The sequence below is a fragment of the Acinetobacter sp. YH01008 genome (assembly GCF_013420435.1).
GTDB classification, from domain to species: Bacteria; Pseudomonadota; Gammaproteobacteria; order Pseudomonadales; family Moraxellaceae; genus Acinetobacter; species Acinetobacter pseudolwoffii.
On the sequence record NZ_VOYD01000002.1, the window covers coordinates 188829 to 210529 of the forward strand.

The window sequence follows — 21701 nt, forward strand, 5'->3', positions numbered from 1 at the left end:
TCATGTTTAATCTATACATATTTTATAAAATCGCAAAATCATGCTGATTTTTTCTGCTCACAATAGCCCAATATTTGATCCAGTCTTTCTATGAATTCAGAGTCCGGTTGCCAATGATAGGCTCCTTGCTGCGCCTGTCCATTCATCCCGCGCAAATACAGATAGGTTGCGCCGCCCAAGTGCTGCTGAATCGAATAAGTCTGCATATTGGCACTCAAGTACCGATGCAGCGCCACCAAATACAAAGCAGCCTGCAACCAGTAACTGGACTGGCTCATATTCTGCTGAATCGCCTCAGCACTATAGTGCTGCTGATCCGGCCCGAGGAAGTTACTTTTATAATCGGCAATATGGTAGCGCTGACCATCGAAATACACCAGATCGATGGAACCGGTCAGATATCGCGCCGATTTGGCCTCATTAAAATCGCTCATGACCATGTCATGTTCGAGAAAAAGCTGATGGATTTGCCGAATCTGCAAAGGGGCATCGGTCAAGGACAGATAAAAAGGAAATTCTGACAGATACTGTTTAGCCTCCAGCTGTGCCAACGCAAAATCTGCCTGGATCGGAGTGGCTAGAATGTCATATACCCAGTCATGCATCAGGTTCAGCAAAATATCTTCCGTGATCTCGTCCAGCAATCCCTCAAAAGCAGTCTGGAAAATACTGTCCACATTCAGCGATTCAGTGCTTGCAGAGCGTGTGAGCTGGGCCATTTCCTGTTCAAAAAACTGGATAAAGGCGTCATCCTCCAGCCCATCGAAATACACCTGAAACTGACCTAAAAATTCCAGCAGAGCCGAACGCTCGAGCTGTTGTGCCGAGTGAAACAGCTGCTGCCATTGCTGGCGATAAGCTTTGCTTTGGTCATGCAGGCGAATTCCAGTCAATAACTTATAGTTCAGGCTGGACAATACGCGCTGCATACTATGACGCAATTCCTCGGCTTTGAAATCTGCCTGAGCTGTGGCCTGAAACAGGGTTCGCAGATTCACTACAGCGGCCTGATAATGTAGGGAAAAGACCTGCTCCAGTACACTACGTATATGAAAAGCCTGTTCAAATTTTTCTTTCAGTTCCTGCCAGATTTGCGGTGCGGTATTTTTAAAACGGCGCCGGATTTCCAGATTCCAGTAACTGCTGTCCTGAAAATCAATATGTTCAAAAATGCTGTGCAAGAAAGTTCCGGCTACGGTGCCTTTAGGAAAATTCAGCCTAATCCAGTTTAAGGGTACGGCTGCTGGCTGTTCTTCCAGACCAGTAAAATGAATTTCATCGGCAGCACTATCGAGCTGTTCAGAAGCCATGACCAGGTCATCCTGCAAAACTGGCGCATGTGACTGGTGTTGCGACAATGCGGTAAAACTGGTTTTGGTGCGTGGATAGAACTGTCGCTCTGGCAAAGGTTGCGCCAGCATGTCGATCTTATGATGGTGTGACTGCTCGACCAGACGTGCCGGTTCCTGAGACAGCGGCTGCTCGACCAGAGTTAAAGCATGTTCGAAGATGGCATCGCCCTGCCCACGCCAGAACGCCAAGCCCGAATCGGATTGTGAAGCGTGGTCTTGCAACATGGCATATATCCGATGACTGGCACGGGTCAGCGCCACATACCAAAGCCGGTGATTTTCCGCTGCATTACGCGCTGCATTCTGTAAAATCGCCTGCTCGTGCAAATTCTTATGATTGACCGCAATCACCCGGGATTGTTCTAAAATACTTTCAGACAGTGTGCCACTTAATGAAAAGTTCAAATTGCCTTTATTCACATCAAAAGCAGCATCTGCGCCCAGTAAAAATACCACTTTAAATTCCAGCCCTTTAGAGGCATGGATGGTCATCAGCTGTACCCCATGATCACCAGACAGCTTGCGTTCTTTTTCACTGTCTTTGCCTGAAGGGGACTGTAACTGACGCAAATACCAGTGATAGAGTTTTTGGGCACCCTGATAATATTCACTTTGCTGGCTCAGAATTTCGGTCAGATGACGCAAATTCACAACCACCCGTTCATTATCCAGACTTTGACTGGCCACCAGATGAGTCCAGACCTGAAACAGGTTTAAGGCATAATTCCATGCCGTGAGAAAACCTTTTTCGAACCACATTTCCCGAATTGCATCCAGATCGGCAATATAGCGACTGAGCCCTTCACTCTGCGCCTGTAACTCAATCAGTTTTTTCAGGTTGAAGCCCAGCAGGCGGGTCAGTAAGGCACGTTTGACCTTGGATTCATTAAAAGGATCCATGATTGCAGTCAAGACGGCCGCGACATCCTGCGCAATAGCACTGGCAAAAACACTTTGTTTGGACTCTTTATAACAAGGAATACCCATACGCTGTAGGCGCTGCTTGACCTGCTCAAGGGCAAAATGTCCAAACCCCAGCACTGCAATATCATCGGCTTTCAGGCTTTGAATACTGTTCTGCTGCTGAAAATATAACTGCTGTTGAGCAGACTGATTGAGGAGTGCACGGATTTTCCAGGTCACCTGATCGGCTTCTACATCCGACTCACCCAACTGAATCCAGCGTAAGGGCTGCGGATTGCAGACAGCGCTATCGATGAGATCCGGATGCGGCCGACTCCCGGCCTGAATCAGGGTGTACTGCACCTGTTCACCAAAATCCATCTGGCGTTGAAATAAAGCATCGACCACTTCGACCAGCGCTTTGACCGAACGATGGTTCTGCATCAGGGTATATTCGCGGCCCTGCTTTTGCCGCACGTCAGCATGTGCCTTGTTATAGGTCAGCATGTCGCCGCCACGGAAACCATAAATCGCCTGTTTCGGATCGCCGACCATAATCATGCAGCCGGACTGCACCCGGCTGGCACCCCGCCAGATCTTGGCCAGCAGGTCATCCTGATCCTGATTGGTGTCCTGAAATTCATCCACCAGAATCAGCGGATAACGTGCCTGTACAAACTGGGCAAAGCGCTGGCCTTGTTGTCCTTGCAGTGCTTCTGCCAGTGTGCGGATTTGCTGGGAAAAAGTCGTTTCACCCTGCTGTTGCAGGGTTTGCGGCAAACGAGTTTGCACACTTTGAATAATATGAAATTCCAGATAGGTCGTGAGCTGCTTCAACTGCTCATCCAGATCCTGTTTGACCTCACACAGTGCATCAATTGCCACAATCAGGCTGTGTTGCAAAATCAGCTGCTGCTCCGCCTCCGGACAGCTCTTGTTAAAAACCTGAGTGGTCGGCTGGAAATCAGTTTTTTTACGGCGTAAATGGCACAGATTCAGTAAAATCGGTTGCAATTCTGCATCGAAGAAACTCATGCCACCCTGAGTTTTTAGGGCTGCGCTCCAGGTCATAAAGTTTTCACAAACGTCGGTTAACTTGGTCAAAAAACTCTTGTGAAAATACTTTGGACTTTCCTGACAATAGCGCCGCATGACTTCGAGATCATGCTCATGAATATTCAATAATTGGGTAATACAGGCTTCTAATTTACCTAGATCACATTCAGCCGGCTCGACCTTCTGGAATTGCTGCTTGCTAAAATTCAGAGCATCCCGAACCAGCCCGGTATAATGCTCGACCGGTTTCAGCAGATTCTGCACATACAAATGATTGACCATATATTGTGGCTGCTGCTGAATCCAGTCACGCAGCACATCATGAATCAGTTGCTGGATATATAAATCCTGATCTTCGGTCAGTTCAGCACGTTCAATCTTGCCACTTTCAAAGGCAAATTCACGTAAAAGTTTCTGGCTAAAGCTGTCCAGCGTCCCGACAAACAGTTCATCCAGCTGGGTCAGTACCAGACGCAAACGGCGACGGGCATAGTCCATCCGTGTACCATAATCTTTCAACACCTGCTGAAATAAAGGATCAGTTTCGCTCTGAATCTTCGCTGCAATTTCCACAGAATTGAGCTGCTGATGACGCTGGATATAGGCCAAAGTTTCTTCGACCCGCAGCCGTACCCGGTTTTTCAGTTCGGCCGTTGCCTTGCGGGTGAAGGTGGTTGCAATCACCTGATGCGGATAATACTGATCCAGAAAAATCCGCACCATCAAACTGGATAAAGTATAGGTCTTGCCGGTACCTGCCGAGGCCTCAATCCAGTGTAAGCCCCGGAACGTCATGTCCTGAATCGGATTGGTAGAAATGGCTTTTTGCATCTGCTGCTTTAACACGGTCATATTGCTATTTCACCCATTCCAGATGTTGGTGAATCGGCGCATACAGAGCATGGGCGAAATCATGACAGCAGCGCTGCAAGGCCAGATCCGGGTCCTGATCCTGCAAAATAAACTGCCAGTCCTGATGCAACAGGCTGGATTCATCCGAAGCCAAAGGCTTGGCACTTTCATAGCTATTATTCCAGGCTTTTAGCAGTTCCGGCATTTCCACAATGGTCATTTTGCCCTGTTCATTTTCGGCCCACTGCCACTCTTTTTTCATCAACAATTCCGCTGGCAACACCAGCGGCTGCTGTTGACCAATTTCCCAGGCTTTGAACCAGAACTGTAAATATTCTCGCGCTTTACTCGAACTCAAGCCGGAAAATTTCAGGGTCTTATTACTGAAAATCACAATACGTTCCAGTTCTGGTGAGCGTGCATCATCATTTAAGTAAGCCAGCCATAACAGATATTCCAGCCAGATCTGGGCACGGCGTTTTTCCGAGGCCGAAGAGGATTGCAGACTTAACCAGTAACTGCTGTGCGAGGCTTGTGGTACGCTGATATGAATGATCAGTTCAGGACTAAATTGCAAGGATTGCTGGGTCACCGGCGTCAGTTCTTTGCCGAGCTGTAGCAAACGTTCTTGCAACAACTGCTGTTCCTGCTGACTGCTGAGCCAGGTGGCTTGCTGGGTTTTGCCTACTGGCAAACGGTCTAGCATCAAACTCGGCTCAATCTGCTGATCTTGTTGTAATAGAAAATCCCGCACCTGATATTGTTCCAGCTTGTTTAATAACAAGGGCTCACGGGAACTCGGCAAATCTGCATAGCGAATTGTGGAAATTCCGACACTTTTCAGAAATAAACGTGCCGGGAAAATCATGTCCCGAATCCACTCATCGCCTTTCAGCACCCGCAGTTCTTTTTGTTCAACTGCCGGATAATGCGCATTGATCCAGCTGCTGCGCTTGCCTTCGGCGCTGCGGATATATTCTGCCACCGCAAACCACTGATCCCGATAACGTGGTGTTTGCGCACCTGCAAATCCGGCCGGATCAAAAGGCTGCAAGGGATGTACATGATAAAGCTGCTGGATATGTTTAGCCACTGACAGACCATTGATTTCCACCACAGGATCGACTTCGGCATCCGGCTGTTCCGACTGACAGATGAATGCGATATGCTGAATCAGTTCCTGCAAGGCAGTGGATGGATCGCGAGCCTCGCCATCGTCCAGATCAAAGCCATTATAAAACAGCCATAAATTATCCTGCGCCAATAGCAAGGCATCCAGAAAAGCACCCTGCTCATCATCCAGACGCGAACGATCACCGAGTTGCGGCTTCAGGCTGCGCATCAAATCAAACGGCACCTGCTGATTCCGGCTCGGAAACTTACCACTATCCAGATTCAGCATCACCACCAGCTGATAAGGGAGCGGCCGGATCTGGCCAATCTGGCTAAAAGTGATCTGTCCGGTTGGTTCAGCCTGATCCAGCTGCATTTCTAGCGTATTCTGAATTTCTTCCAGCACATAAGGCAAAGGCAAACTCAGTGCCACCAGCTCCTGACTGGCATGTGAATCATCCTGCTCATGATAATCGGCCAGGGTCAGCATCCGCATCTGCTTGTCGATAATCTCGGCCACAGTTTTGAGCGATTCCACCCCGGCATCACGAAATTCATTCAGATCGGCGCGCAAATATTCCAGCCAGGTTTTCACCGGTGTGCGCTGTCCGGTCTCATGCAAAGTCAGCCAGTCACGGCGCTGCACCAGATCCTGATAAATCTGGATCAGGGTCGAAATCAACGGGAAATCACTGGTCAGAACCTTGGCATAACTCAAGGTATCCTCAAACATTGTATGTTCAGGAATGGCCAGGCCCAAAGCCAGACGGTCTAGCGCGAATTTAAAACTAAAACGGTAATCATCATCGCCTGCGCTCAGGCTTTGCTGTAAATGCTGCTGGTCCAGACCGCGCTTGAAGCCAGCCTCCGTCAGCAACTGCAACATCCGTTCTACCTGACTATAGTCCAAAGCATAACGTTGCTGGGTGGCATTCAGGCTGAGCCAGTCGGCAAAGTCCTCAATACTGAAACGGCGACGTACCCACTGGATCCGGCCCAGTACCGCGCGCCAGGCATTGCTAACATCCAGACGCGATACCCCGGCAATCTGGATCGGTAAATACAGGTTATCTTTCTGCAACCGTTGGCTGCCGATCTCACGCTCACGTGGCGGCGGGGCAAAGACACTGCGAATCGCCGGTTCCAGTTCTTTCAGATTCGGACTCAGCACCAGAATGTCGCTCGGTTGCCGTGGCTGCTGTTCCGTACCTTGTGCCAGCCAGTGAATAACCTGTTCTTTGAGTACTTCCAGCTGACGCAACGAGGAATGACAGACATGAATCTGCACCGAATCATCGGCCGGATTTAAAGCATATTGATGCTGTTCAGGTTCGAGTAAATATAAAATATCTGACTGGATTTTTGCCAGCAGCTTGTCCTGATAGTCATCGACAAAAACATCGGCCCAGAGACCTTCTTCTCCAGAAGCCAGTTTGGAGAGTAAAGAGAAATGATCCCGCGCCTGCTTGCCAAAGCGGGTCAACAGCGGATGCCGCGATTCACGATCTTCGGCATTAAAATTGAGCTGCTTGATTCGAAATTCTTTCAGTTCAGCATCATTCGGTTTACGTTGGCGAGTTTTTTCAAAGCGCTGAATAAAGCGCTCTTCCCGTTGCAGATCAAATTTGGCTTTCCAGTCCGGATCGACACTGTCGGCCCAGTATTCCTGCGAGGGGTTAAAGTGAAAGATATAAATATCTATGTATTGCCCTAGACGGCGTAAAAAATCCAGCTGGCTCGGTGGCAGTTCCAGCAGGCTAAACACCACTATCTGGGCCGGCAGTCGTTTCAGAGCGTGGGCGCGGGTTTCTGCATTTTCCAGCCGTTCCCAATACAGCCGCTCAATTTCCAGAATTTTGGCATAATCCTCCTGAAATACATGCTGCCACAACCAGCGTTGCCAGGCTTCCAGTTCACGCGCCTGAATTTTGACGAAATCGGCCACCTGTATTTCATGGCCATTTTCATCTTTGGGACTATAGATCATCTGCTCGATATCCAGCACAATATCCTGTCCCCAGGCCTCTAGCCAGTTGGTCGGGCAGCTGCAGCTTTGCGGTGGACAGTTACGTGCACAATAACCGCGATAATCCATATAATGGCTGAACAGGCGCGATACCTGCTCGGCCACCCAGTACAGCATGCTCTGTTTTTTCAGCTGTTTTTCCGTGCCCTGCTCCAGCCGGTCGGCACTGTCGTAAATCCGCTTTACAATTGAATACAGCGGATGATCGACGTCTAAGGGAATCTGTTCTGGCAGAATACATTTGCGCAGTGCCTGAAACACGCGCCATTTGATGATAATACGCGGAATATTGGCTTCTCGAACCTGTTCGACTTCTTTAGGCGCATTCAGCACCCACTGATAAGACGTCCACTGAAACGCACGAATCCGGTGATGGAACTGGCTATTGGCACTGATGCCTTTCTTCTCGGCAATTTTTTGAGTCAACCAGCTTTCTACGGCCGGAGACGGCACAATAAAATGCCGGGGCTGTAACACTTCAAACGGATGCCGGGCAGTTTGATTGACAATACGCAGCATACTATCCAAAAGCACATCAATGCGTTGACTCTGAATAACATGGATTGCCATCGTTTCCCCTGAACTGCTGAACTAGTTTTACTACAAAATGATAAAGATTAGTTACTATACATCTCGAGCGCTGTATGACACTTTAAAACCACACTTCAGTCGAAAAATTTCTTTGAAAAAAGCATCTTAATGATGCTTGCATAGAAAAAAACAACATAGAGCTTAGGTAGTGCCCATGAAATTAGATAAAATTCCTGAACGTATCGATCCAAGCTTAGATTTGGAACAAATTCGTGCCGAGTGCCTGGAACTCACCAAAAAACGTGCCTACTATTCTGCGGGTGCCGCCATTATTCCAGTGCCGTTTATGGATGTCGTCATTGATATCGGCATCTTGTCGCAATTGATTCCCGAGATCAATGCCCGCTTCGGACTGGCGCCTGATCAGATCAGTGTCTATGATCCCAAAACTCGTCAGGTGCACTGGAATGAGCTGCGTAAACGCGGCGTAGAATTTTCTGGTCTGGTGGTCGCACGAACTGCTGTCAAAAAATCTTTGAACAATGTTGCAGCGAAAGTGATCACAAAGCAAGTGACAAAATTCATTCCCTTGGGTGGTCAATTGATTGCCGCCAGTCTGGGCTATTTTGTCATGAAAAAAATTGCCGAAGCCCATGTCGAGGAATGCTACCGTGCGGCTAAAAATATCCAGCAAAAACAGGTCGCTCAAGGTTAAGCACATTTGAGCTCAATATTTTAAACGGCTGAGCCCGTGCTACTTCAGGCAGATTATTCTGCCTGAAGCTGTCTTAAAATGGCCTTTAACACCTCGACCCGTGCGGTATTTTTATCATCGGTCGCAATGATATGCCAAGGTGCATAATCGGTCGAGCTACGTTCAAACATGTCGGCTGCCGCTTTCAGATAATCCTCCCAACGTTCCCGGTTACGCCAGTCATCCTCAGTAATTTTAAAACGCTTATGCGGTGTATCTTCGCGTGCCTTGAAACGTGCGGCCTGTTCATCTTTGGAAATGGCCAGCCACAGTTTGATCACCACGGTTTGATGCTTGACCAGACTTTGCTCAAAACGGTTAATTTCCGCATACGCACGTTGCCATTCTGCGGCACTGGCAAAACCTTCTATCCGCTCTACCAGCACCCGCCCATACCAGGAACGGTCAAAAATACAGATATCATCATCGCTTTGCAGTTTGGTCCAGAAGCGCCATAAATAGGGACGGCTCAGCTCATATTTTTCTGGTGCGGCAATGGTATGAATTTCATATTCACGCGGATCCAGTTTTTTCACAATGCGCTTGATCGCGCCGCCCTTTCCAGCAGCATCCATGCCCTCAAACAGAATCACCACATTCCGCGGATCGGACCGCATCGCCTTGGCTACCTTAGCTGTTAATTTTTTCAGCTCCGGCTTGTAATCCTCTGCCTTGGCTCGAGTTTCGGCAGGATGTTTTAACAGTTCGGGAATCTTGGCCTGTTTCCATCGTCCACTGGCTCTGGCCGGATGATTAGGGCAATGCTTGAGAGCACCCAGAATATGCTGGGCAAATTGCTGGTCACGCTGCTGCTCATCCTCACCCTCAATAATGAACCAGTCTTCGGTAAAATGCTGACGCAAGCGCTGCAAGGTGTCGTACTGTTTTCTGTTGCGCCAGTCCAGACCATGCAGCTGATGCCAGTGCGCTTCACTCGGATCCATGGCATCCAGCCGTTTTTGCAGGGCTTTCCAGGACAGGTCAAACCAGACCTTGACCACATCGACATGATTATTTTTCAGGTCCTGTTCAAAGGCTTGCATCTCTTGCAGATAATGATTGAACTGTGTATTAGTGATCGGATCTGAAGCTTGCATGGCGCTGCTCAGCAGGTCGCTGTACCAGTTGCCAAACAAGACCATGATCTGTCCTTCGGCCGGAATAAACCGCGCATAAGGCTGCCACAAAGTCTGTTTAGGCCCGGCCACTTGCGGTGCATCCGCTTTCACGCGCAAATAGCGCGGATCGACCCATTCACGCAGCTGCTTGACCGCTTCACCCTTACCGGCCAGCTCAATCCCGTTGACCAGAATCAACAGGCTTTTGGCATTTTTCTGACCACGTGTTTTTTTTAAATCATATTGAGCATCAATCAGCTCGACCGATAACTGATCTTCATCCATTAACTGAAATTGTGGTTGTTCCATGCGTATCTTCAACCCTGATGTTTTATTCTGTTTGCAGTATAACGATGAGTTTTGGCGCAAAAATAGCTCTGGCAACGTTTTTCACACGATTAAATTGGCTATTTAAACAACACATTGACAGACAAATGCCCGATCTCTGTTCAATTTGTCATAGCAGGATTGCCCGGCAGCCTCTAAGATTCTTGCATTCTCAAACTATAATTGAAATCTCATGTCCAAACTTGCCGTTCTCGATGATCTGTTAGCGCATTATTATCAGCTGAGCTATCATACCCAACCGGATATTCTGAGCCGTTTACAGGATGTACAGGCCTGGCAGAAAGTTCGCATGCAGCGAACTCATCGCGCGCATTTTGCGGAAAAACCCAATCAGTTGATGGCCGAATATTTCCTGAACCGTCTCTATGGTGGTGCCGAATTTGATGCACTGGCAGCACAGATTGCCCGGCTGATGAAATATGCCCATAAAGCAGAAAAAGTGATTCCTGAAAATGCCATCAAAACCGGGATATTGGGTGTAGAACTGGCGATTCTGGCGGTACAGCTGGATGAGCAGGTCGCGATTCAGTTATTACAGGATTATCATCCGCATGAAACACTGACCGATGAGATGATGCGCCTGACCTATCTCAAACTGGATCAGGGTCAGGCACGGTTAAAACAACTGGCCTTGCTGGATCAGCTCGGTATGAGTCTGGATAAATACATGCGCTCCTTTGTGGTCTATGCGGCCTTCAAGATGTGTAAAGGCGCGGCCAATAAATATAACTTTCAGGTGATGTATGCGTTTATGCAGGATGGTTTCCTGGCCATGAAGCCGCTGAAATCGGCAGAAAAATTTGTCCGTGAATTTACCGCAACCGAACGCCAGATTATTGATAAAGTGCACTCTGGCGATGCGTTGCCATTTCAATAAATAGTAGTGCAGTATTTCTGCCAAGCGCACATTTTTCTGTATATTATTCATAACAATTGCATCATGATTGCTGAATAAGCCTTTAGAATCTGTCATGATGCAGACAATGCAAGATTAACCCGATTGATATGTTAGGAGTGACTCCAATGTCGAATGAAAATACAACGCCTACCCCTACCCCTGAGTCGGCACAACAGACAGACAAAGTGAGCCCATTCTTAACTGAACCTCTTCCACAAGGTACGCCGCAAGGTCAGCAACAATCCCTCGAACAACGCCTGACTGATACGCCAGTCACAGGCTCGGTGCCGAAATATAACCTGCCACGCGGTGCCAATACCGGCAACGTGGGTTCAACCACACATTTTGGTTATCAAACCGTAAACAGCGAAGAAAAGGCCCAGAAAGTGGCTGAAGTGTTCCATTCGGTGGCCAGCAAATACGACATCATGAATGACCTGATGTCTTTCGGGATTCACCGTCTGTGGAAACGTTTTGCAATCAATATGTCCGGTGTACGCCGTGGCCAGCAGGTGCTGGATATTGCCGGCGGTACCGGTGACCTGGCCAAAGTGTTTAGCCGTGAAGTGGGCCCGACCGGTCATGTGGTGCTGTCTGATATTAACGAATCGATGCTGAATGTCGGTCGTGACCGTCTGATCGATGCCGGCTGTACCAATGTCGATTTCGTACTGGCCAATGCTGAAACCTTAGAACCATTTGCAGACAACAGTTTTGATCTTTTGACGATTTCTTTCGGTCTGCGTAACGTGACTGATAAAGATGCCGCACTTGCATCGATGTATCGCGTACTCAAGCCAGGTGGTCGTTTACTGGTGCTGGAATTCTCTAAACCGGTGTTTGAGCCATTCTCTAAGCTTTACGATCTGTACTCATTCACAGCCTTGCCAATCATGGGTAAAATCATTGCCAATGATTCTGAAAGCTATAAATATCTGGCTGAATCGATTCGTATGCATCCAGACCAGCGCACCTTAAAAGGCATGATGGAAAATGCCGGCTTCCAGAATTGTGACTATCACAACCTGACTGGCGGGATTGTTGCAGTTCACCGCGGTTTTAAACTTTAAGGTTCACTCCCTATGTGGTCAATTCTGGCACTCGGTGCTGTTGAACGCGTGATTCACCATGTGATTGATCTGGATGCGATTACCCGCATCCAGCTAAATGCTTTGTCTGGTAAAATGCTGCGGGTGGTGATTGCTTCGCCGCAGCTTTCGGTCGATGTGTTTTTTGATAAAGACAAGCTTCGTCTGGAGCCGACCGCGACTGGTCATAGTGAAGCATCTTCAATCTTTGAACAGCGTCCATTTGATGCTGGCTCATCTACAGTCACCGAAGCGACTGCAACCTTACAGGTCAGCAATGTGGTGGAATTACTCAAGCTGTTGCTGTCCGATGAAGTCGGTAATATTCCATTGCAAGGTGACTACAAGTTATTGCAGGAAATCCAGCGCATCATGCAACAGGCTGAGCTGGATCTGGCAGCGCACTTAAGTCCCTGGATTGGCCCGGCACTGGCACATGAAATTGGTAAATTACAGCGACTCCCCCAACAGTTGAAACGCACCCTGCAAAGCCAGCTGTTCTTTGCTGAAGATGCCTTAAAAGAAGACAGCGGTCTGTTTGCGCCACGCTGGCAAATGGATGACCTGAATCAGGACACCCGTATCCTGAATCAAAATTTAGACCGGGTTGAAGCGAAAATCCAGCAGCTTCAGACCCAGATCGACACCCCAAACAACTCTACTCAAGACTAGGTACGCCGCTTTATGATTCCGCATGTTTCACGTTTACTCGAACTTTGGCGCATCGCCGCGCACTATCGACTCGACACGTTGTTTCCTGCGGAAGAATTACCAGAAAAATCCCGGCATGTGCTGTCCCTCATCCGGATGCATCCGGCTGCCTGGTCCAGTCGTGAGCGTAAAAATCCGCTAAAGCTGAAACTGGCTTTAGAAGAAATGGGGCCTTTGGCGATTAAGCTCGGACAGCTTCTATCGACCCGTCGCGACCTGATTCCACCTGAAGTATTACAGCAACTGGTCTTGTTACAAGACCGGGTCAAGCCATTTGACAATGATGTGGCCAAGATGCGCATTCAGCAATCGCTCAAAGCCGATGTGAATACCCTGTTTGCCCGTTTTGATGTGCAACCACTCGCAGCAGCCTCGATTGCACAGGTACATACCGCTGCCTTACATGATGGCCGGGAAGTCGTGGTCAAAGTCACCCGTCCGAATATTCGTCAACAGATTTTGCAGGACTTTGAAATTCTGCAATGGCTCGGTCAATTTCTGGAAAAACGTCTCGAAGCCGCGCGTGCCTTACATCTGTCGGAAATTATTCAGGATTACCGCCAGATCATTTTAAATGAGCTGGACCTGACCCTGGAAGCGGACAATACCCGCCGCATGCGCCACCACTTTACCGGCTCGAGCATGATGTACGTGCCGGAAGTGTATATGGACAGCAAAGATGTGCTGGTGGCTGAGCGCATTACCGGAGTACCGATTTCAGATATCGCGACCTTTGACCGACTCGGCATGGATCGTGCCGATCTGGCGCGTAAAGGCCTGACCATCTTCTTTACCCAGGTCTTTCGCGATAACTTTTTCCATGCCGACATGCATCCGGGCAATGTCTTTGTCGAAACCATCAATCCGAGCAATCCGCGCTTTATTGCGCTGGACTGCGCGATTATGGGTGAGCTGTCCAAACACGACCAGATGACCGTAGCACGCATGCTGCTGGCGGTCATGAACAGCGACTTCATGCAACTGATTCAGGTGGTGCATCAAGCTGGCTGGATTCCACCGGGTACCGATCAGGATGCTTTGGCTCGTGAAATGCGCCGCAGTGTCGGGCCGATGGTCTCTAAACCAATGCATGAGCTGGATTTTGCCGGTATTTTGATTGAAGTGATGGACATTGCCCGTCGTTTCCATCTGGAAATTCCACCGCAACTGATGCTGCTACTCAAAACACTAGTGCATGTCGAAGGCTTGGGAACCGACCTGTATCCGGAACTGGATATCTGGAGTCTGGCCAAACCGATCCTGACCGACTGGATCAAGGCACAAATGAATCCGCAGAAAAACCTGAAAGAACTGGGACAAAAAATTCCGGATTTGCTATTAGGGGCACAGGATCTACCAACCTTGATGATTGATAGCCTGAACGGTCTGAAAAACCAGTCAGCCTGGCATGCCAAACAGCTCAATGAACTGCAAAGCATGCGCCTGCAAATGGAACTTCAGCAAAAACGTAGCTGGATGTTTGGCAGTATCATGGCCATTCTGCTGTCGATTGCGATTATTTCACCATGGTTTGTGTCGGTGCTTCTGATTGTGCTAGCGAGTGTTCTTGCCGTCTGGCGAATTGCGAAATAATTTTTTAAATAGCCTGATTCGTCAGGCTTTTTTATGCTTAAATTATTGAAAAAATAAAACAAGAATATCCAAATGAAATATAGTTTTTTATGGGCACTGTATCGCCAGAATAGACAAAAAACCTTTCTCACTGCACTACTTTACAGCTTCCCAACATGGATAGATATTTTTTTCTATATCAACCAAACAGCCCATTGGCTTGCATGGTCCCCTGCTGCCAATACCACATTCTACCTCCTGATTCATAGTGACTATTTCTGGCTCATTGTCAGCTTTAACCTGCTTCCGTTGTTATTTCCATTCTGTCTACGACAAACACAGCTAATACTAGCTTTAAAAATATGGATAGGTATTGCAGGTAGTTTCTTTCTAACTCATGCTTTTTACTGGCCAAGCTATCCTATAACCACGCTTTTGATTATTTCATTTAATCTACCTTTTTTTAATTTACGCAATAAAGAACTCATGCACACTTACATCAACCCGATGCCATGACTCTCAAGTCACCTTAGGACATATCTTGCCATTGGGTCTAAAGACGCATCGATTAAAATAAGCACACACTTGGCTGGTATGGGTTGAATCATGGTACAGATTTTACAAAAACGGGCGCCTGCGCTGACGATTCGTGCTGGCCATCTGGCACGTGAGCTGATTCTGCAACAAGGATTACAACCTGAACAGGTCGATATTATCCCAGGTGCTGCAGGTGGCCCAAAAGGAATCGGGATTCAGGGTCTGGATCAGGCAATTTTTGGCGAGTTTTTCCCACGTGCCCCACAACGGCGTACTCTCGTTGGTTCCTCGATTGGTAGCTGGCGTTTTGCCAGTATGGCTGCACATGGGGCTCAACAGGGAACCGAGCGTTTAGCTGAGCTGTATACCAACCTTTATTTCCATAAAAAAATGACCCGCCAGGAGGTCAGCGAAGTTTGCCGCGGCATGCTACTCGACCTGGTACAAGGCAAGGAAAATGATCTGGTCAATCATCCGGATTATCATCTCGCTGTGATTTCAATTAAAGCCAAGCACATTTTCCAGAGTGACAAAGCGCTGCCTTTGCTGGCTTCTGTAGCCGGAATTGTCGGAACGACTGCTGTCGCACGTAAACACAGCCGTCATTTTATGCAGCGTGTGATTAGCCAGCCGAATATGGGGGAACAATTTCAAATCGCGGAAGATGGATTTACTACACATTATCATGCCCTGACCGAGCAGAGTGTATTGTCCTGGCTGATGGCCTCGGCGTCGATTCCCGGGGTAATGGCAGCGGTGAACAATATTCCAGACGCACCGCAGGGTTATTACCGCGATGGTGGCCTGATTGACTATCACATTGACCTGCCCTTTCAGAGCAAAGGCATTGTGCTCTATCCACATTTTACTGACAGCATTACTCCCGGCTGGTTCGACAAGTTATTTAAACGTACCTCAAATCCGGAAAATCAGGCACGCACCTTGTTGCTTTCTCCATCGCAGGACTATCTGCAAAGTTTGCCTTCAGGCCGCTTACCGGATCGTAAGGATTTTACCCTGAAGGGCCTAGATCAGGCAGAACGGATCAAATTATGGAAAGCCTGTATTGCTGAAAGTCAGCGTTTAGGCGATGAATTTCTGGAACTGGTCGAGAAGCAAAATTTTGCTGAGGTCATGAAAGGCTTGTAATTGACCGAGAGTGCCCGATTATTTGTATAATTGCCTTCATTTTGTGAACTGTTGAGATTTATGCAGAAGTTTTTAGTGGTCCTGCAATACCTGTGTCTGGCCTTTGCCGTCTATCTGACTTATAGCGTGAGCATGTCGCTGTATAACCAAGATTTTGTCCTGATGGAGCTGGTCGCTGATATTGGTACGATTCTGATCTGTATTGACTTGGGCGTGTTTTTATTTAGCAGTAAAACCAAAGCAGGCATTACCATGGAAGAATATGCCAAACGACTGGAACAGCCACCGTCGAAACTGGTCTATGTGACACGAAAAATGGGGCATCTGGGTATTTTGCTGATTATTACCAGCTGGATTGTACCGATGATCAATTCATAAAAATCACATATAAAAAACCTCCCGATCGGGAGGTTTTCTTTTAGCAATTAAAGATTACTTTGAACCTTTAATGCCTGCTTGAAGTAGCAACGCACCCAAACCACCAATTTTTTGCTCTTGTGGTTTAGCCGCTTGCGGTTTCTTGCCCTGAGGACGCTCACCTTGCGGACGTGCTTGTTGTGGACGTTTGCCTTGAGGCTTACGCTCACCGCGCTGTTCATTCTCACGACGTGGCTGACGTGGTGCTTTTGCCGGCGCTTCAGAACCTTCAGGACGCATCGATAAGTTCACACGATTACGTTCAGCATCCACATTCAAGACCCGCACTTGCACGATTTGACCCGGTTTCACCACTTTATGCGGATCCGCGACAAATTCATTGGCAAGTTCAGAAATATGCACCAAACCATCTTGATGCACACCGACATCGACAAATGCACCGAAGTTAGTGACATTGGTTACTACGCCTTCTAGCTGCATGCCTTCAGACAATTGCGCAACTTCAGTAATGTCATCACGGAACTTCGCGGTACGGAATTCTGGACGCGGGTCACGACCCGGTTTTTCCAGTTCGCTTAAAACATCTTTGATAGTTGGCAGACCGAACTTCTCATCTGCAAATTCTTCAGCATTGACCTGACGAATGATTTCAGTATTGCCAATGATATCTTTCACTGTCGTCGCTTTCGCTTCAACAATTTTAGATACAAGTGCATAAGATTCTGGATGCACTGCAGAAGCATCGAGTGGCTCAGAACCATCTTGAATACGCAAGAAGCCCGCGGCTTGTTCAAAAGTACGCTCGCCTAAACGTGGCACTTTCTTCAAGGACTGGCGATTATCAAAACGGCCATTTTCCTTACGGAATTCCACAATTTGCTGTGCAATCGATTTATTCAGACCTGCGATATAACCCAAAATCGCCGCAGATGCCGTGTTGACATCGACACCGACCGAGTTCACACAATCTTCTACCACTGCTTCAAGGGTTTTCGCTAAACCGGTCTGGTTTACATCATGTTGATACTGACCCACACCAATCGATTTCGGATCAATTTTCACCAGTTCAGCCAATGGATCCTGCAAACGGCGTGCAATTGAAACTGCACCACGAATCGAAACATCCAGTTCTGGCAGTTCTTGAGATGCCAGTTCAGAAGCAGAATAAACCGATGCACCTGCTTCAGATACAGAAACACGCGTCAGTTTAAGATCGCTGTTCGCCGCCATCATTTCAGCAACAAGTGCTTCAGTTTCACGGCTTGCCGTGCCATTGCCCACTGCAATCAGGTCAACATTGAACTCGCGGCATAAACGTGCCAGCTCAGTCAGTGAACCTGCCTTATCATCTTTAGGTGCAAATGGATAAATCGTGCTGTGTGCCAGCACATCGCCGGATGCATTCACCACCGCCAGTTTTACGCCGGTACGGATGCCCGGGTCTACGCCTAGCGTGGTACGTGCGCCTGCCGGTGCAGAAAGTAACAAATGACGCAAGTTTTCTGCAAATACGTTCATGGCTTCTGTTTCAGCAGCCAGACGTTTTTCAGTCAGCAATGAATGTTCAATACTTGGACGGACTTTGCCGAGCCAGAACAGTTTTGCAGTTTGCTTCAGGAAATCCTGACGGGCTTGCGGCTGAATCGTTTCTAAATTGTATTCAGTCTCAATGCGCGCCAATGGTGCAGCATCCTCGCCATCCACTTTCAGGCCCAAGACGTTTTCTTGACGGCCACGCAGCATCGCCAGTAAACGATGTGAAGGCACTTTGCTCAGGTTTTCAGAGAAATCGAAATAATCACGGAATTTTTTACCGACTTCTTTCTTTTCTTCAGAAGCAACCAAACTTTTCAGCACTGCAGTTTTGGCAAAAGTGGCTTTCAGTTCAGTGGTCAGCGCGATATTTTGTGCCCAGTCATCAATCAGGATGTGCTGGATCGCATCAAGCTGGCTTTCAGTATCTGGATAATCGTCATGGCTAAAACCGGCCAATGCGTCGCTTGGATCTACCGCTTCAGCAAAGATTTTCTCGGCGATTGGGCCTAAACCGGCTTCCTTGGCCTTAAATGATTTACTGGTACGTTTTGGACGGTACGGTGCGTAAATTTCTTCTAATGCATTTTTGGTTTCAGCTGCATTCACACGCGCCAACAAATCATCAGACAATTTATCTTGTTCTTTGAGTGATTCAATCACCTTGTCACGGCGCTCATACAAATCACGCAAGTATGATAGACGCGTATCGAGTTGACGTAGTTGCGTATCGTCTAAGCCTTGCGTTACTTCTTTACGGTAACGTGCAATAAAAGGAACACTGGCACCTTCATCAATAAGCTTGATGGCAGCTTCAACTTGGTTTGGACGTACGGCAAGTTCTTTTGCCAACTGCTGAACTAAGTCAGTCATCGTGTTTGATCCCACAAGGATAAGTACTAAATGGCATGATTATAAAGACCGGGCCTATAAAATCCACCATTGTTTTTATTAATTTGTCTCAACTTTATATTATGAAGTGCGACAGTTTTCAGCTTTTCTGAATATAGTTTGCATGAACTTTGCTTTTTATGTTGCTCCAAATCATATTTTTTGTCCATTTAGATGTATATATTTGGTATCTATGTCTTGATTTTAACTGCAATATTTGGTGCTTTAGAGCATAGTCAATTAATATCAATGAATCGTATACTCAAAGCATATTTCATTTTTTGTTTATGACGACAATAAAGAATAAAGGAGCATCTCATGAGTTTAGTTGTACCTGCTGAAAAAGCCGATGCCGTACATACCGAAACAGACCGAGTCGAACGCATCTTGGTTGTTGATGATGATGTTCGTCTGCGTACCCTATTGCAACGTTTCCTCGAAGATAAAGGCTTTGTGGTGAAAACTGCACACGATGCCACGCAGATGGATCGACTTTTACAGCGGGAACTGTTTTCTCTGATCGTGCTCGACTTTATGCTTCCGGTCGAAGACGGTTTAAGTATCTGTCGTCGTTTACGCCAATCCAATATCGATACGCCTATTATTATGCTGACCGCGCGCGGCAGCGATTCTGACCGTATTGCAGGGCTTGAAGCCGGTGCGGACGATTACCTGCCTAAACCGTTTAATCCGAATGAATTGCTGGCGCGTATTCGTGCGGTATTGCGTCGTCAAGTCCGTGAAGTACCGGGCGCACCAAGCCAGCAAATGGAAGTGGTGTCATTTGGCCCCTGGTCACTGGATTTATCAACCCGTACATTGACCCGTGAAGGTCAAGTCGTGACTTTAACCACAGGTGAGTTTGCGGTATTGAAAGCTCTGGTTCAGCATCCACGCGAACCGCTCACCCGTGACAAGCTGATGAATCTGGCGCGTGGTCGTGAATGGGGTGCCATGGAACGTTCGATTGATGTTCAGGTGTCACGTTTACGCCGTCTGGTTGAAGAAAATCCGGCGCGTGCGCGTTATATCCAGACCGTTTGGGGTGTGGGTTATGTGTTTGTTCCAGATGGTGCGGAGTAAATTAATACCTTGATTCATGACGGAGTCTGATGGTTTAAGCTCATTTATAGGGTTTAACCTGCGATTCGCCTTACTTTTGTTTCGACAAAAGTAAGCAAAACCATTGTCATCCGCAAAACTCGACAACCTCCGTCATTCAAGCAATTCTCTCGCAGAAACATCATTGACCTCTTGAGTCCTGCCTCAAACAGTTGCGGATGACCTTAACGTGTATCCAACTACGGGGGAAGCCTCCCCTTTTGAGCAAAAGGACGCAGTGTGAAACTCGACCCCATCGACCCACAAAAATTTACCGATTTTGTTACCTACTCAGAAAAAAAACGCACCCGTGGGGAACGCTTTCTGGACAAGATCAAACCACGTTCTGCCGCCATGCGTACCACAGTTCTGGTGGTCTTTGTGGTCTGTTTCAGCCTGTTCATGTCTTTGTGGTTCTTCTGGCGTACCTTATTTTTACCTGAAATCCAGCAACATGCGCGCTATCTGGCCATGGAACTGGAAATTCTCAATAATCCCGATCTACGCCTGTATCATAAACAGCAGGAAGTCGATATTGATACCTGGTTAAAAAACCGCGTTGGTATTGAATATGTGACCAATCCGGCAGAGTATCCCACTGTTCGGGAAAAAGTGATTGCAGAATTTTTTACCCGGCAGATCGAAACCAAGCTGGCCAAAGAACTACGTATTGAAGAGGCCACGGTCTATTTCCAGTTTAAACCAAGCCCGCGCATCTGGATCCAGACCCCTGAAATGAATGGTCACTGGGTGCAAGAGCCTTTAAAAACCTATGCCAATTATAGTAATGAGCTGATTCTGGGCTGGTTACTGGGCACGCCGATTATTGTCGGCATTATTATCCTGACCCTGGTGCGTCAGCTCAACCGTCCTTTACGCCGCTTGCAGAATGCCGCCAACAGTTATAGCCGCATTGGTTCAGCACCTTATCTGGACACCAATCATGGCCCACTGGAAATCCGTCAGGTCAATCATGCCTTTAACCAGATGATTTATACCCTGGACCAGACCGAGCGGGAACGCCGCATCATGCTGGCCGGCATTTCACATGACTTGCGCACGCCTTTAACGCGGATTCGTCTCAGTGCCGAAATGATGCCCGATGAAGACTTTCTCAAAGAAGGTCTGATTTATGATGTGGAAGATATGGACGCGATTCTGGATCAGTTCATTTCCTATATGCGCGATGGTTCCGATGAAGAACCACAGGACACCAATGTCAATGTATTGCTTCAGGAACTGGTCAAGCAGTTTAAACCGCTCGATATCCGTTTCAGTCCGCAAGAAATACCGTTGATTCAGGCGCGCAGCATGTCGCTAAAAAGACTGATTGGCAACCTGATCAATAACTCAAAACGCTATGGTTCAGAACCGATTGAAATCTCTGCACATGTCGAGGAAAACCAGCTGTTAATTTGTGTTGCAGATCATGGCGAAGGCATTCCGGAAGACCAGATTGAAGCGCTGATGCAGCCTTTTGTACGGGGAAATTCAGCACGAACCGTCCAAGGCAGTGGCTTGGGACTGGCCATTGTGAAACGGATTGTCGATATTCACCAAGGTCAATTACGCATTCATAATCGCCCTGAAGGCGGACTTGAAGCCATCATCTCACTCCCCTTGAATCAGCTTAACCCAGAGACGCCTCCCCCAGCCACCACACTTGATAAAATCCGCCAAACACTGACTGATCGCTTTTAAGAAACGATCAGTCAGTGAGCAAATGATTTTGTAGTTTTTCTATACAATTCATTTTATATTTCATTAATTCAATCACTTAAAAATCATCA

General features: G+C 47.6%; 14 protein-coding genes. 10 read left to right on the top strand and 4 right to left on the bottom strand.

Annotated features, from left to right (window positions below):
* Positions 1 to 38: 38 nt before the first annotated feature.
* Positions 39 to 4163 carry a UvrD-helicase domain-containing protein gene (locus tag FTT75_RS02910; RefSeq protein WP_180185888.1) on the bottom strand — a complete coding sequence of 1375 codons (4125 nt, stop codon included), beginning with the start codon at positions 4161 to 4163 and terminating at the stop codon, positions 39 to 41.
* Positions 4164 to 4167: 4 nt separating this feature from the next.
* Positions 4168 to 7872: an exodeoxyribonuclease V subunit gamma gene (locus FTT75_RS02915; protein ID WP_180185889.1), complete on the bottom strand. Its 3705-nt coding sequence runs from the start codon at positions 7870 to 7872 to the stop codon at positions 4168 to 4170.
* A 175-nt stretch (positions 7873 to 8047) separates the two neighbouring features.
* On the opposite strand from FTT75_RS02915, the gene FTT75_RS02920 reads away from it, so the two are divergent.
* Complete coding sequence (locus tag FTT75_RS02920) at positions 8048 to 8548, top strand: hypothetical protein (RefSeq protein WP_005095328.1); 501 nt, start codon at positions 8048 to 8050, stop codon at positions 8546 to 8548.
* Positions 8549 to 8601: 53 nt separating this feature from the next.
* Here the strand turns inward: FTT75_RS02920 and FTT75_RS02925 are convergent, their stop codons facing one another.
* On the bottom strand, positions 8602 to 10020 hold the full coding sequence (locus FTT75_RS02925) for a phosphate--AMP phosphotransferase (protein WP_180185898.1): 1419 nt from the start codon (positions 10018 to 10020) through the stop codon (positions 8602 to 8604).
* A 205-nt stretch (positions 10021 to 10225) separates the two neighbouring features.
* On the opposite strand from FTT75_RS02925, the gene FTT75_RS02930 reads away from it, so the two are divergent.
* From FTT75_RS02930 to FTT75_RS02960, 7 genes are all read left to right on the top strand, one after another.
* On the top strand, positions 10226 to 10930 hold the full coding sequence (locus FTT75_RS02930) for a hypothetical protein (protein WP_180185890.1): 705 nt from the start codon (positions 10226 to 10228) through the stop codon (positions 10928 to 10930).
* A 146-nt stretch (positions 10931 to 11076) separates the two neighbouring features.
* Entirely contained in the window at positions 11077 to 12021 is a 945-nt protein-coding gene (gene ubiE / locus FTT75_RS02935; protein ID WP_005095322.1) for a bifunctional demethylmenaquinone methyltransferase/2-methoxy-6-polyprenyl-1,4-benzoquinol methylase UbiE, read from the top strand.
* 12 nt (positions 12022 to 12033) lie between these two features.
* Complete coding sequence (locus tag FTT75_RS02940; RefSeq protein WP_180078722.1) at positions 12034 to 12711, top strand: SCP2 domain-containing protein; 678 nt, start codon at positions 12034 to 12036, stop codon at positions 12709 to 12711.
* A gap of 12 nt (positions 12712 to 12723) precedes the next feature.
* Positions 12724 to 14343 carry an AarF/ABC1/UbiB kinase family protein gene (locus tag FTT75_RS02945; RefSeq protein ID WP_180185891.1) on the top strand — a complete coding sequence of 540 codons (1620 nt, stop codon included), beginning with the start codon at positions 12724 to 12726 and terminating at the stop codon, positions 14341 to 14343.
* A gap of 72 nt (positions 14344 to 14415) precedes the next feature.
* Positions 14416 to 14838 carry a hypothetical protein gene (locus tag FTT75_RS02950; protein ID WP_180185892.1) on the top strand — a complete coding sequence of 141 codons (423 nt, stop codon included), beginning with the start codon at positions 14416 to 14418 and terminating at the stop codon, positions 14836 to 14838.
* Between the two features lie 90 nt (positions 14839 to 14928).
* A complete protein-coding gene (locus FTT75_RS02955; RefSeq protein ID WP_180049785.1) occupies positions 14929 to 16008 on the top strand; it encodes a patatin-like phospholipase family protein in 1080 nt (359 codons plus the stop codon).
* Positions 16009 to 16068: 60 nt separating this feature from the next.
* Positions 16069 to 16386 carry a hypothetical protein gene (locus FTT75_RS02960; RefSeq protein ID WP_005095313.1) on the top strand — a complete coding sequence of 106 codons (318 nt, stop codon included), beginning with the start codon at positions 16069 to 16071 and terminating at the stop codon, positions 16384 to 16386.
* A gap of 54 nt (positions 16387 to 16440) precedes the next feature.
* Here FTT75_RS02960 and FTT75_RS02965 read toward each other — a convergent pair whose 3' ends face one another.
* On the bottom strand, positions 16441 to 18792 hold the full coding sequence (locus tag FTT75_RS02965) for a Tex family protein (RefSeq protein WP_180185893.1): 2352 nt from the start codon (positions 18790 to 18792) through the stop codon (positions 16441 to 16443).
* A 336-nt stretch (positions 18793 to 19128) separates the two neighbouring features.
* Between FTT75_RS02965 and ompR the strand changes: the two genes are divergently transcribed.
* Entirely contained in the window at positions 19129 to 19893 is a 765-nt protein-coding gene (ompR, locus tag FTT75_RS02970; protein ID WP_004278590.1) for a two-component system response regulator OmpR, read from the top strand.
* Between the two features lie 258 nt (positions 19894 to 20151).
* Positions 20152 to 21612: an ATP-binding protein gene (locus FTT75_RS02975; RefSeq protein WP_100329320.1), complete on the top strand. Its 1461-nt coding sequence runs from the start codon at positions 20152 to 20154 to the stop codon at positions 21610 to 21612.
* Positions 21613 to 21701: the final 89 nt, after the last annotated feature.